Source organism: Acinetobacter sp. KH_038, assembly GCF_057839405.1.
In genome coordinates this window covers 584099-597513 of sequence record NZ_CM174489.1, presented here as the reverse complement: position 1 = coordinate 597513, position 13415 = coordinate 584099, and the positions used below count along the sequence as shown (strand labels likewise).

Below are 13415 nucleotides of genomic sequence, written 5' to 3'. Positions count from 1 at the left end.
GAATGAACTGGATAAAACGAATAGACTGGCCAGCATGGATCGGCACCCTGTTACTCATCATTGTATTTCGGGAAGCCTCCGTTTGGCTCATGACCCAGCTGGATCATCCTGAGCTGGGCAATCTGGTGGGATTGCTCAGCTTGTTGATTGCCCTTTTTACCTGGCGCTATTTTGGCAAGCTTCCTGCTCGCCTGGTCGATACCAATAACAAGCTCATGAAGGAAAGTGCCTTTGCGTTCCTGCCTGTCAGTGCCGGTGCCTTGATGATGCTGGTGCATATGGGCCAGAAAATCCCCGCCTTTTTATTCATCATGTTTTTCAGCACCCTGATCCCTTTATGGGTTTATGCCAAAATGGCCAAGCGCTGGTTATAGGAGACCCCATGTTATCCATTTTATATGGCTTTGCGGTCACGCTGCTGGCCTATCTGATTGCCAAACCCTGTAACCGGATCATCCCGCAAATCCCTGTCATCGTATTTAGCATGTTCTTGGTGCTGGTGATTTTATTTGTGCTCGGCATTCCCTATGAAAATTACATGGCGCAGGTTAATCCGCTCTTCAACCATTTACTCGGCTATGTGACCGTGGCACTGGCCATTCCGCTGGCGGCGATGCGCTATGACGATTTGCCACTGAAAGCCATTATCGGGATTTTGGTCTTTGCCAGCATCAGTGCCGTCGCCCTGCCGATGGGACTGGCTTATCTGCTGCATATGTCTTCCGCAGATATTATGGCTTTCGCCACTCGGGCAGTTACCACACCTATTGCAATTAATATAGCCACCTTGCTGGATGCTCCGATCAGTATGGTGATTCTGATTGTGATTCTTTCCGGAGTGATTGGCGCAGCCTTTTCGCCATTTATCCTGCGACATATTAATGATGAACGCGCTTCCGGACTGGCCTTGGGACTGGCAGCACATGCCATTGGTACCGCCCAGGCCTGGCAAAGAGGGAGCGTTGCAGGACGTTATGCTGCTTTCGGCATGGCTGTCAATGCGGTGTTCACTGCCATCTGGTTGCCGACGTTCATACTTTATTTGCAAAAAATGTGACTAGTGAATCATTTTAATCATTTGTTTTGTGATGTAATCGTTCTTAATATACAGCTAGAAAACAATTTCATTCAAGGAACAGATCCATGAAAAAGGTTCACTTATTTTCGGTTTTACTTTTAACCTCTTTCAGCCATCTGGCCTTGGCTTCGGACCTTTCGGGAACCTGGAGAAATATCGACGACAAAACCGGTTCGCCTAAAGCATTCCTGGAAATTCGCGAGACAGCAACAGACACCTATGCAGCTAAAATTACTAAAATCACGCCGCGCCCGGGTTATACCCCGAAAGAAAATTGTGTGTCCTGTCCTACACCTTATACCAATAAACCGATTCTTGGCCTGGATGTCCTGACCGGTTTGAAGCATGTCGGCAACAACAGTTTTGCCCAAGGCAAGCTGCTGGATCCATTATCGGGCAATATTTATAACACCAAGGCAAAATTAAGCAGTAATGGTAAACGTCTGACCCTGCGTGGCTATGTAGGCGTTTCAGCACTGGGCCGCAGCCAGACCTGGATTAAGCAAGATTAATGCCTGCTTTATTTAAAAGAATGTGACTGGCTTATGCTTTGGTGGATAGAAGCTTGCATTTTTATACATTAAGTTGTATGAATATTAAACATATGCTCTTTTCATGTAATATCAGTTGTAAAAGTGTATTAATATAGTTTGCATCGGCGTGCACCAGATGGAATCAAGTGAACGTTTATAAAAAAATAAGGATATATTATGCAAAAAATAGCAATTCTAGGTGTATTCACAGCGTCTTTATTCACTTGCTGCATGACATTTGCCCAGGATCTATCTGGTTTATGGCAACAGATCGATGACAAAACCGGCTCACCGAAAGCCTTGATTGAAATGAAAACTCAGGCAGACGGCTCCTATACCGGCATCATTAGCAAAGTCACACCGCGTCCCGGCTATACGCCACGGGAAAAATGCATCAAATGTCCACCCCCTTATACAGACAAACCGATTTTGGGCTTAGAGGTTATTAAAGGTCTGAAATTTATCAACAATAATAACTATGCGCATGGCCGGGTGCTTGATCCGTTAACCGGCAAAATTTATGACTTGAAAGGGCGGATTTCTGCCAATGGGAAACGACTGACTTTACGTGGATATGTCGGGATATCTGCCATCGGTCGTACACAAACCTGGATTCGCCAGGATTAATAAAGCGGCACTTTTGTGTTGGGGATATTTTATTTCATCTATAAAATAGGATAAATATAATGAAACACTCTAAACTGGGATTCATGTTCATCGCGGCCATGATGGCAGGCACTGCCTATGCACAAGATTTAACCGGGATCTGGCAGCAAATTGATGACAAAACTGGCTCACCAAAAGCAATTATTGAAATTCGCCAAAATGATAATGGGACTTTTGCAGGAAAAATTATCAAAGTCACTCCGCGTCCAGGCTATACCCCGCAAAAGACCTGTAATAAATGTCCTGCTCCTTATACCAACCAGCCTATTCTGGGCATGGATGTATTGACAGGTTTACAACATGTAGAAGGCACCAATAACTATGAAAAAGGCCGCGTCATAGATCCGCTAGCAGGTAAAATCTACGATGCCCGGGTGCGTCTGAATGCCAATGGTAAACGTTTAACCTTGCGTGGTTATGTCGGTGTATCTGCTTTAGGCCGCAGCCAGACCTGGATCCGTCAGGACTAGTACCCAATTCTCAATATTTAGAAAAGCTGCCAACCCGGCAGCTTTTTTTAGTGCATTAACTCTATAGTATTCAGATATTTATTGACTATTTAATCATAATTCCTAACATGAGAACGCGATGACAAAACACTCTCTGGAATGATTCTCTATGTTAAGAAAAATATTACTTGCCGCATTGACCACAGGATTTACGATGAGCCTTTGTGCTCAAGATATTACCGGAACCTGGCAACAAATTGATGATAAAACCGGAGCTGCGAAAGCGATCATCTCGATTAGCCAGGAGCCGAACAATACTTACTCTGCTAAAATTGTAAAAATTACCCCTCGTCCAGGTTATACACCACGCGAAAAATGTAATAACTGCCCTGCCCCTTATACCAACCAGCCTATTTTAGGGATGACCATTATCAAGGGCTTAAAACAGGTCGAAGGCAGTAACCACTATGAAAAAGGCAAAGTGATTGATCCTCTGGCAGGCAAAATTTATGATGCAAAAGTGCGTTTGAACAATACTGGTAAACGTTTAACTTTGCGCGCAAGTTTAGGCGTTTCAGTTCTGGGCCGTAACCAGACCTGGATTCGTGCAGACTAATCAAGAATATAAGAATTAAAAAAGCCACGTGATCACGTGGCTTTTTATTGGATACACTTAGATCACCGGATTATCAACCGCGAACATCTGTTGATCTTCCAGGCGAAATGCCATCAGTTGATTGCCCCAGACACAGCCACCATCGACATTTTGAATTCGGTCAGAAATGGTTTTGCCATTTAAAGCGGCCCAATGACCAAACAGGATCTGATGGGTTTGTGCGGCTTGTGACTCAAACTCGAACCAGGGTTTAAAACCTTCTGGCATCGGATCATCCAGTGCCTCTTTAAAGCTGTATTCCAGACGCCCTTCAGCATCAGTAAGACGCATCCGGGTCAGATAATTCACAATGCAGCGCATACGCTCATGACCCTGTAACTGATCTGACCAAAGTGCTGGTTGTTTGCCAAACATCTCCTTGAGGAAATCATCTAGCACATCAAAATCCGCGTTAGATATTATGGCTTCAACTTCTTGTGCCAGTTGTGCAGTTTTTGCTGCATTCCAGATATTTGGAATCCCTGCATGTGTCAGAATAGTCTGTTCATTTGGAAATAAACATAATGGCTGTTTACGCAACCAGTCAATCAGGTCGTCACTGTCAATGGCATCAATCACATCACGGACATTGTCTTTTTCTTTCACTGTCTTGATGCCGCGGGCATAAGCCAGCAAGGTCAAATCATGATTGCCCAGTACAGTCGCAGCCGATCCCTGTTCGGCCAGTTTTTTGATAAACCGCAGTGCACCAAGCGAGTTTTCACCACGTGCCACCAAATCTCCAGCGAACCAGATAAAATCCTGATCTGCATCAAACTTGATTTCTTTAAGCAACGCTTTCAAGGCCTCAAAACAGCCTTGAACATCACCAATTACATAATTATATCGAGCAATGCGGTTCATCGTTATTTAAGCCACCATTTGATCTGAAAGTGCTACAAACTGTTCAAGTGTCAATGTTTCAGGACGCGCCATTGGATCGACCCCTGCATTTTCAAAACCATCTTCCACCAGCATACCTTTCAAGCTGTTACGCAGGGTTTTACGACGCTGGGTAAAGACATGCGATACCAGACGTGCCAGAGCTTTTTCATTTTTGGCTACAATCGGCTTGGTCGCATAAGGCTCTAAACGAAAGACGGCTGAAGTGACTTTCGGTGGCGGATTGAAAGAACCGGGCGGTACTTCAAACAGGAAAGTCGGCTTGCAGAAATACTGGATCATGACTGACAAACGGCCATATTCTTTGGTGTTTGGTGATGCAGTAATGCGATCGACCACTTCTTTTTGCAACATGAAGTGCATGTCCTGCACTTTGTCACCAAATTCCAAAAGATGAAATAACAGTGGCGTCGAAATATTGTATGGCAAATTACCCACGACACGTAATGGGCGATCTTCCTGAAACAATTGAGAATAATCATATCTCAACGCATCCGCCTCAATAATGGTTAAACGTTCAGGATGCGGTACACGACCGGGTAAGCCTGCTGCCAGGTCACGATCCAGTTCCAGCACGGTTAAAGCATCACATTCACCGATTAAAGGCGAGGTCAATGCAGCCAGACCCGGGCCAATTTCCAGAATGTTCTGGCCTGGACGCGGGTTGACTGAGCGTACAATTTTGGCAATGACACGTTGGTCATGTAAGAAGTTTTGACCAAATCGTTTTCGAGCCTGATGCCCTTCTTCTTTTGGGTTTAAGGCATTAATTTGATACATAAAAACATTTCCAACGTGAGTGATGAACAATAATCAGTGGCGCGCCAGATCAAGGGCTAAATCGACAGCAACGTGCAGGCTGGAACTTTTCGCAAGTCCGGTACCCGCAAGGGAGAGTGCTGTGCCATGATCAACAGAAGTTCGAATAAAAGGTAAGCCCAAAGTAATATTGATGGCTTCACCAAAGCCCTGTGATTTTAACACAGGTAAACCCTGATCGTGATACATCGCCAAAACTGCATCGGCATCTTTTAGGTTTTCCGGAGTAAATAAAGTATCGGCAGGTAAACTTAAACTCATGTTGATGCCTTGAGCACGATAACTTTCCAGTACCGGATTGATTACCTCAATCTCTTCCATGCCCAAATAACCGCCCTCACCGGCATGCGGATTTAAACCACAGACCAGAATATGAGGATGCACAATCTTGAATTTGGATTTCAGGTCGTGAATCAGAATATCAATTACCTGATGTAAACGTTCAGCAGTAATCGCATCGGCAACTGCCCGTAACGGAAGATGCGTGGTTGCCAAAGCGACACGTAAAGTCCTGGTGGCCAGCATCATCACCACCCGCGCTACACCGGCAAATTCCTGGTAGTACTCGGTATGACCACTAAAATGGATGCCGGCTTCATTAATGACGGATTTTTGCACTGGTGCAGTCGCCACGCCAACACTTTTACCCGACATGGCATAATCAGCAGAGCGACGCAGTTGCTCTAAAACATAGGCTGCATTTTGCGGATTAAGCTGACCTAAAATAATAGACTGCTGTAAAGGCACGTGTTCTACAAAAAGCTGACCTTTGTCTGAAGAAGTATCCTGTCCTGTATAGTCAATCAGTTCAACCGCTAATTTGAGTATCTGAGCACGTTGCTGCAGCATCTCCTTATCAGCCAAAACCACAATCGGGCGCTCATCAATACGATCTGCCAGGCTCAGGCAAATATCAGGACCAATTCCGGCAGGTTCCCCACTGGTGACATATAAAGGCAGCATCATCTTCTCAATTTGGCAAAGCTAAAAAATATTATAACCCGATCATCTATACGCTGCAGCGATCATTGCAAAGTGTCCTTATAAATCAATATTTTGATACAGCCACAATTATAGTTACAAATATAATGGGGATTTTTCAATCAGATTGCGGGTTGTCCCTTTCTTTATTGCAGCAGCTTAGATAAAATACAGCGCTTGAAATTTTAATTTTCATTTGTGATTCTTCACGTATTCGTTTAGAATCGCGTCTCCTTTAGTTTGGACAGATTCCATAGTCCAAACCAACTATAATAGGTAGTGGTTTAATGAAAACTCTCAGCGCTAAGCCAGCTGAGGTTCAACACGACTGGTACGTTGTTGATGCTTCTGGCAAAACTTTAGGTCGCCTTGCGACTGAAATCGCTCGTCGTTTACGCGGTAAGCACAAAACTTCTTATACTCCTCACGTTGACACTGGCGACTACATCGTTGTAATCAATGCTGAAGAAATCACTGTGACTGGTAAAAAGTCACAAGATAAGAAATACTATCGCCACACTGGTTTCCCTGGTGGTATCCGTGAGACTAACTTTGAAAAGTTAATCGCTCACAAACCAGAAGCAGTTCTAGAAAAAGCTGTTAAAGGTATGTTACCTAAAGGTCCTCTTGGTTATGCAATGATCAAGAAAATGAAAGTGTATGCAGGTACTGAGCATCCACACGCTGCTCAACAGCCACAAGTTTTGGACATCTAAGGGATAACAGCACATGGCTACTAATTATGGTACAGGTCGCCGTAAGACCGCAACTGCACGTGTTTTCCTATCAGCTGGTACTGGTAAACTCGTAATTAACAACCGTACTCTTGAACAGTATTTCGGTCGTGAAACTGCTCGTATGGTTGTTAACCAACCTCTTGAGCTGCTTGAAGCAACTGAGAAATATGACCTTTACATCACTGTTGCTGGTGGTGGTATCGGTGGTCAAGCAGGCGCAATCCGTCACGGTATTACTCGTGCATTGATCGCTTCTGACGAAACTTTAAAACCTGCTCTTCGTCAAGCTGGTTTCGTTACTCGTGATGCTCGTGAAGTTGAACGTAAGAAACTTGGTTTACGTAAAGCTCGTAAACGTCCTCAGTTCTCTAAACGTTAATTCGTTTACCGAACCGGACAAAAAAGCCTTGGATTATTCCAAGGCTTTTTTTATAAGTGTTAATTTTCAGTATTGAAGGATATTGTTACTGTTATTGTTCATGTACATCCTTGCCCCACACGCCTTCGTGACACCAGAACGACTTGCTCAGATAATAATTTGCCACACCAATCAATATAAATAGCAAGACGATCAGCAGTTTAATAAGCATGCTCTTTTCTCCGGTTATTTTTCTTCTAATCTACCGCGGCTTGGCCGGATTCGTCCTTTATGCTTCGTGCTTTTTAGGTTGAATTTTAGTATCCTAGTCTATTCATTGGAACTTCATCAGGATTTATGTCAGTCGAAAGCGCGCCTCTTCAAGGAATTACCTTATATAGTCATGCCGATGACTTCCGTTCCCATTGGATTCGCTATGTGCTTGCCGAGAAGCAAATAAAATATAACCTGATTCTGGTAGATGCAGATGATGAGGATCTGGCCAGTCTCAACCCTTATAATCAACTGCCGATGCTGATCGAAAATGAACTCAAATTATTTAATACTTCGATTATTTCTGAATATGTAGATGACCGTTATCGTCAGAACAAACTGTATGCCGATGCACCGATGCCACGCGCAGAACAACGTCAATACATCTGGCGCTTTGAAAATGACTGGCTCAAACTGGCCGATCTTATGTTACGCCACCCAGATACCCTGGACAAGAAAGCCAGAAGCCAGGCACAGAAACAGTTACAAGATATCCTGATTTCACTGATGCCCTTATTCCAGCATTTTCCCTATTTTATGTCGGAACAATTCAGTATCCTGGACTGTATGTTGGCGCCGATCTTTATCCGCCTGAAGCAGATGGGCATAGAATTACCTAAGCAGCAATGCCGCCCGTTTTATTTATATTGCCAGCGAGTTTTCAGTCGTCCTGCCTTTGTAAAATCCATGACATTGCAGGAAAAAAACCGTTATTCAGTACAAATCAAGAACCCGTAGAGAAACATCATGTCCGAACAAGAATTCAACCTTAGCCCGACTCGTCCCTATATGGCACGCGCAATCTATGAGTGGGTTTGCGATAACAATATGACACCCTACTTGCTGGTCGATGCAACACGTCCAAATACCATGGTTCCTGAGCAGTTTATTAAAGATGGGCAGATTGTCCTGAATATTGTGCCTCATGCGGTACATGCGCTGCATATGAGCAATGATGCGATTAGCTTCTCTGCCCGCTTTGGCGGAGTCTCTCGTGACATCTATGTCCCTATGGCAGCCGTGCTTGGTATTTACGCACGTGAAAATGGTCAAGGTTTATTCTTTGATCCAAGTGAATATGAGCATACACAAACTGGTGCAGATGCTTTAAAATTAAGCACTGAAGAAAAACCTGAACAGCCAAAGAAAAAACCAACTTTAAGGTTATTAGATTAAAAATAATGGAGCAAGTGAATGGCTTTTGATTTAGTACAATATTTTGTTGAACAGATAGAAACTCAAAAGCCTGAGCTTCTAAAAGACCATACGAAAGAAGAAAGACGAAAATATATATCTGAAATTAATGCCTTAACCTTAGGCAAACTGATTACAGAGTGGCGCAATAACCCACAAAAAATTTATAACGAAATTAACCACCCTGACGAGTTATATATACTGGAAGTGGTGCGTCACCTGGCCACCCATTCAGAAAACCAGTCAGCTCTGGATCGAACGCAACTGGAGCAAAGCACTTCGGAAATTTTCCATTTACAGCTCACAGAATTAAAACAGCTGCATGATACCGGCAATCATAATCTCAACAGTATTCAGGAATTGCTTACCGGCCAGATTGAACATTTATCCGGTCAAGCAGATGATTGGGTTTGGACAACAAACAACCTAACAGAACTCAAAGGCTCTAAACCAATGCTGCAAGAAGAGCTATCATTAGAAGCATCAATGAAGGAGTTTAATCAGATGGTCAGCCAGAATCACCAGCATCCCGATGCTGAAGAAGTCGTTCTTGTCAGCACCCCAACATGGGCTAAGATTGCTGAACCAATCGTCGCCATTGCGATTCTATGGGTATTAATCGCAGCCGTCATGCGTGTTTTTGCTTAAATGATCTGCCATAAAAAGACCAGCACTATGCTGGTCTTTTTATTTTTACAGATTTATGAACTGAATTTTTAGGCTATTTTCTCTGATCCAAAGCAAGTCTTCGCTCACTCCTCTATCTAAGATCTAAATCATGCCAGTAACACGCAAGAGAGCTGTACCAAGAGCTATGGAAAAGACCTGTACAGATCGACATTGCACATCGCTTAAAGTCATATCTAAGGCTATCTCAATTATTGTTTTATGAAAATTCTATCCTAATCAAAAAAAGGATAATTTTAATTTCCGCTCTTTTTCTTTTTCCCTCTTATTTTATCCCCATAAAAAAACACCCCCTGCTGATGCAGGGGGTGTTTCGAATAATGAGCTGGCGATGACTTACTCTCACATGGGTAACCCCACACTACCATCAGCGCTAAGAGGTTTCACTTCTGAGTTCGGGAAGGGATCAGGTGGTTCACTCTTGCTATTGTCGCCAGCACAACTGTTTATGGATACTTGCTTTGGTCTTATCTAGTCACTTTTCAGTGTATGCCAATGCTTTTTCCAAATGAGTTATTAACAGGTACATCTGAGTTGAACATTGTCTTACTAACGAGATACTGAATCAAGTCGTTTTGCTGAATATCGAATCAATTGATGCTTTATACAACAACTGTTTGGGTGTTGTATAGTCAAGCCTCACGAGCAATTAGTATTGGTCAGCTTCATGCATCACTGCACTTCCACATCCAACCTATCAACGTCGTAGTCTTCAACGGCTCTTTAGAGGACATAAAGTCCTAGGGAAATCTTATCTTGAGGTAGGCTTCCCGCTTAGATGCTTTCAGCGGTTATCCCTTCCGAACATAGCTACCCGGCGATGCGACTGGCGTCACAACCGGTACACCAGAGGTTCGTCCACTCTGGTCCTCTCGTACTAGGAGCAGATCCTCTCAAATTTCCAACGCCCACGGTAGATAGGGACCGAACTGTCTCACGACGTTCTAAACCCAGCTCGCGTACCTCTTTAAATGGCGAACAGCCATACCCTTGGGACCTGCTTCAGCCCCAGGATGAGATGAGCCGACATCGAGGTGCCAAACACCGCCGTCGATATGAACTCTTGGGCGGTATCAGCCTGTTATCCCCAGAGTACCTTTTATCCGTTGAGCGATGGCCCTTCCATACAGAACCACCGGATCACTAAGACCTACTTTCGTACCTGCTCGACTTGTGGGTCTCGCAGTTAAGCGCGCTTTTGCCTTTATACTCTACGCGTGATTTCCGACCACGCTGAGCGCACCTTCGTACTCCTCCGTTACTCTTTAGGAGGAGACCGCCCCAGTCAAACTACCCACCAGACATGGTCCTCGCTCCAGATTATGGAGCAGAGTTAGAACCTCAATATTACCAGGGTGGTATTTCAAGATTGGCTCCACCAGAACTAGCGTCCTGGTTTCAAAGCCTCCCACCTATCCTACACAAGTAAGATCAAAGTTCAATGTCAAGCTGCAGTAAAGGTTCACGGGGTCTTTCCGTCTAGCCGCGGGTACACCGCATCTTCACGGCGAATTCGATTTCACTGAGTCTCTGCTGGAGACAGCGCCCCCATCATTATGCCATTCGTGCAGGTCGGAACTTACCCGACAAGGAATTTCGCTACCTTAGGACCGTTATAGTTACGGCCGCCGTTTACTGGGGCTTCGATCAAGAGCTTCGCTTACGCTAACCCCATCAATTAACCTTCCAGCACCGGGCAGGCATCACACCCTATACGTCCACTTTCGTGTTTGCAGAGTGCTATGTTTTTAATAAACAGTTGCAGGGGCCTGGTTTCTGTGGCTGCTCTCAGCTCAGGAAGCAAGTTCCATCACCAAAAGCAGCGTACCTTCTCCCGAAGTTACGGTACCATTTTGCCTAGTTCCTTCAGCAGAGTTCTCTCAAGCGCTTTGGTCTACTCGACCTGACCACCTGTGTCGGTTTCGGGTACGATTCCTGTGTAACTGAAGCTTAGAGACTTTTCCTGGAAGCATGGTATCAGCCACTTCACTGTACAAGTACAGCTTGCTATCAGTTCTCAGCATAGAGCACCCCGGATTTGCCTAAGATGCATGCCTACAACCTTCCACCTGGACAACCAACGCCAGGCTGACTTAACCTTCTCCGTCCTCTCATCGCATTACACAGAAGTATTGGAATATTAACCAATTTCCCATCGACTACGCCTCTCGGCCTCGCCTTAGGGGTCGACTCACCCAGCCCCGATTAACGTTGGACTGGAACCCTTGGTCTTTCAGCGAGCGAGTTTTTCACTCGCTTTGTCGTTACTCACGTCAGCATTCGCACTTCTGATACCTCCAGCAGACTTCTCAATCCACCTTCATCGGCTTACAGAACGCTCCCCTACCACGCATAATAAATTATGCATCCGCAGCTTCGGCATATAGTTTTAGCCCCGTTACATCTTCCGCGCAGGCCGACTCGACTAGTGAGCTATTACGCTTTCTTTAAAGGGTGGCTGCTTCTAAGCCAACCTCCTAGCTGTCTATGCCTTCCCACATCGTTTCCCACTTAACTATAATTTTGGGGCCTTAGCTGGCGGTCTGGATTGTTTTCCTCTTGACTACGGACGTTAGCACCCGCAGTCTGTCTCCCGGATAGTACTCATTGGTATTCGGAGTTTGCATCGGTTTGGTAAGTCGGGATGACCCCCTAGCCGAAACAGTGCTCTACCCCCAATGGTATTCGTCCGAGGCGCTACCTAAATAGCTTTCGGGGAGAACCAGCTATCACCAAGTTTGATTAGCCTTTCACCCCTATCCACAAGTCATCCCCTGGCTTTTCAACGACAGTGGGTTCGGTCCTCCAGTTAGTGTTACCCAACCTTCAACCTGCTCATGGATAGATCACCTGGTTTCGGGTCTATACCCAGCAACTAAACGCCCTATTAAGACTCGGTTTCCCTACGGCTCCCCTATTCGGTTAACCTCGCTACTGAATATAAGTCGCTGACCCATTATACAAAAGGTACGCAGTCACCGGACACAATGCCGGCTCCCACTGCTTGTATGCATGCGGTTTCAGGATCTATTTCACTCCCCTCACAGGGGTTCTTTTCGCCTTTCCCTCACGGTACTGGTTCACTATCGGTCAGTCAGGAGTATTTAGCCTTGGAGGATGGTCCCCCCATATTCAGACAAGGTTTCACGTGCCTCGCCCTACTCGACATCATCATATAAGCCCTTTCGTGTACAGGACTATCACCGTCTACGGTCGCACTTCCCAGAGCGTTCCACTAGAACTTATATGACTTAATGGGCTCTTCCCCTTTCGCTCGCCGCTACTGAGGGAATCTCAATTGATTTCTTTTCCTAAGGGTACTGAGATGTTTCACTTCCCCTCGTTCGCCTTGCAACACTATGTATTCATGTTGCAATACCTACCTTATGGTAAGTGGGTTTCCCCATTCAGACATCTCCGGATCACAGGATATTTGCCGCCTCCCCGGAGCTTTTCGCAGGCTATCACGTCTTTCATCGCCTCTGACTGCCAAGGCATCCACCACATGCACTTAATTACTTGACTATACAACCCCAAACAGTCGCTTGATCCTACAAGTAGATCAACCAACATTCAGTTTAGTGTCTCGTGAACTTAATCACTGTACAGCTTCAATTAGATTCATATACCAAAACGCTTGATTCAGTTAATCGCTAGTTTCTCAGTTCTTCATCTCCATTCAACTATGTCACTTGCGTGTCATACTTAAATATCAATTTAGTTCTGAGCCTTAAACAATTTATTTCAACTCAAATATATTCTGTTAATGATTGATCTAGCCTTCGTCAGGTCTAGACGCTGTGATAAATCACAGAAGTTAATAAGCTTAAACTTACTAAATTCTATAATCTAGCAACTTAGTCTTAAATGATGGTGGAGACTAGGAGAGTCGAACTCCTGACCTCCTGCGTGCAAAGCAGGCGCTCTACCAACTAAGCTAAGTCCCCAGCTTATCAATAAGTCAATGTTTCTGATTTCTGTAAGTTTGCAGAGTGGTGGGTCTGACAAGACTTGAACTTGTGACCCCACGCTTATCAAGCGTGTGCTCTAACCAACTGAGCTACAGACCCTCAGATACATCG

14 protein-coding genes, 2 tRNA genes and 2 rRNA genes are annotated in these 13415 nt (G+C 44.8%); 11 read left to right on the top strand and 7 right to left on the bottom strand.

Annotation, left to right across the window (positions count from 1 at the left end):
* The first annotated feature begins 2 nt into the window (after positions 1-2).
* From AC3IT7_RS02750 to AC3IT7_RS02725, 6 genes are all read left to right on the top strand, one after another.
* A complete protein-coding gene (locus tag AC3IT7_RS02750) occupies positions 3-374 on the top strand; it encodes a hypothetical protein (RefSeq protein ID WP_074383504.1) in 372 nt (123 codons plus the stop codon).
* 8 nt (positions 375-382) lie between these two features.
* The gene (locus AC3IT7_RS02745) at positions 383-1057 is read left to right on the top strand and encodes an LrgB family protein (protein WP_475655396.1); all 675 of its coding nucleotides are present in this window, start codon (positions 383-385) and stop codon (positions 1055-1057) included.
* Between the two features lie 86 nt (positions 1058-1143).
* Positions 1144-1590, top strand: coding sequence for a DUF2147 domain-containing protein (locus tag AC3IT7_RS02740; protein ID WP_489249306.1), 447 nt, complete (start codon positions 1144-1146; stop codon positions 1588-1590).
* A 198-nt stretch (positions 1591-1788) separates the two neighbouring features.
* Positions 1789-2238 (top strand): DUF2147 domain-containing protein, encoded by a 450-nt coding sequence (locus AC3IT7_RS02735; RefSeq protein WP_475655394.1) that lies wholly within the window; start codon positions 1789-1791, stop codon positions 2236-2238.
* A gap of 59 nt (positions 2239-2297) precedes the next feature.
* Entirely contained in the window at positions 2298-2747 is a 450-nt protein-coding gene (locus AC3IT7_RS02730) for a DUF2147 domain-containing protein (RefSeq protein ID WP_489249305.1), read from the top strand.
* A gap of 148 nt (positions 2748-2895) precedes the next feature.
* Complete coding sequence (locus AC3IT7_RS02725; RefSeq protein ID WP_475655392.1) at positions 2896-3342, top strand: DUF2147 domain-containing protein; 447 nt, start codon at positions 2896-2898, stop codon at positions 3340-3342.
* 57 nt (positions 3343-3399) lie between these two features.
* On the opposite strand, the gene AC3IT7_RS02720 is transcribed toward AC3IT7_RS02725, so the two are convergent.
* The 3 genes from AC3IT7_RS02720 to pdxA are packed head-to-tail and all read right to left on the bottom strand — an operon-like array spanning position 3400 to position 6066.
* On the bottom strand, positions 3400-4245 hold the full coding sequence (locus AC3IT7_RS02720; RefSeq protein WP_489249304.1) for a symmetrical bis(5'-nucleosyl)-tetraphosphatase: 846 nt from the start codon (positions 4243-4245) through the stop codon (positions 3400-3402).
* A gap of 6 nt (positions 4246-4251) precedes the next feature.
* Positions 4252-5064 (bottom strand): 16S rRNA (adenine(1518)-N(6)/adenine(1519)-N(6))-dimethyltransferase RsmA, encoded by an 813-nt coding sequence (gene rsmA, locus AC3IT7_RS02715; RefSeq protein WP_475654102.1) that lies wholly within the window; start codon positions 5062-5064, stop codon positions 4252-4254.
* Positions 5065-5097: 33 nt separating this feature from the next.
* Positions 5098-6066: a 4-hydroxythreonine-4-phosphate dehydrogenase PdxA gene (gene pdxA, locus AC3IT7_RS02710; RefSeq protein WP_489249303.1), complete on the bottom strand. Its 969-nt coding sequence runs from the start codon at positions 6064-6066 to the stop codon at positions 5098-5100.
* 305 nt (positions 6067-6371) lie between these two features.
* Between pdxA and rplM the strand changes: the two genes are divergently transcribed.
* The 5 genes from rplM to AC3IT7_RS02685 all read left to right on the top strand — a co-directional run bounded on the left by rplM (position 6372) and on the right by AC3IT7_RS02685 (position 9294).
* Positions 6372-6800 carry a 50S ribosomal protein L13 gene (rplM, locus tag AC3IT7_RS02705; protein ID WP_004281682.1) on the top strand — a complete coding sequence of 143 codons (429 nt, stop codon included), beginning with the start codon at positions 6372-6374 and terminating at the stop codon, positions 6798-6800.
* Between the two features lie 13 nt (positions 6801-6813).
* Complete coding sequence (gene rpsI, locus AC3IT7_RS02700) at positions 6814-7200, top strand: 30S ribosomal protein S9 (protein ID WP_005007735.1); 387 nt, start codon at positions 6814-6816, stop codon at positions 7198-7200.
* Positions 7201-7536: 336 nt separating this feature from the next.
* Positions 7537-8190, top strand: a complete 654-nt coding sequence (locus AC3IT7_RS02695) for a glutathione S-transferase N-terminal domain-containing protein (RefSeq protein WP_489249302.1) — start codon at positions 7537-7539, stop codon at positions 8188-8190.
* A gap of 9 nt (positions 8191-8199) precedes the next feature.
* On the top strand, positions 8200-8628 hold the full coding sequence (locus tag AC3IT7_RS02690) for a ClpXP protease specificity-enhancing factor (protein WP_489249301.1): 429 nt from the start codon (positions 8200-8202) through the stop codon (positions 8626-8628).
* 18 nt (positions 8629-8646) lie between these two features.
* Positions 8647-9294 (top strand): hypothetical protein, encoded by a 648-nt coding sequence (locus AC3IT7_RS02685; protein ID WP_475654099.1) that lies wholly within the window; start codon positions 8647-8649, stop codon positions 9292-9294.
* Between the two features lie 362 nt (positions 9295-9656).
* On the opposite strand, the gene rrf is transcribed toward AC3IT7_RS02685, so the two are convergent.
* From rrf to AC3IT7_RS02665, 4 genes are all read right to left on the bottom strand, one after another.
* Positions 9657-9771: ribosomal RNA gene (gene rrf, locus AC3IT7_RS02680) — 5S ribosomal RNA — on the bottom strand.
* A gap of 190 nt (positions 9772-9961) precedes the next feature.
* Positions 9962-12858 (bottom strand): 23S ribosomal RNA (locus AC3IT7_RS02675).
* Positions 12859-13204: 346 nt separating this feature from the next.
* Positions 13205-13280, bottom strand: a tRNA-Ala gene (locus AC3IT7_RS02670).
* A 46-nt stretch (positions 13281-13326) separates the two neighbouring features.
* Positions 13327-13403: transfer RNA gene (locus AC3IT7_RS02665), tRNA-Ile, on the bottom strand.
* Between the last annotated feature and the right edge of the window lie 12 nt (positions 13404-13415).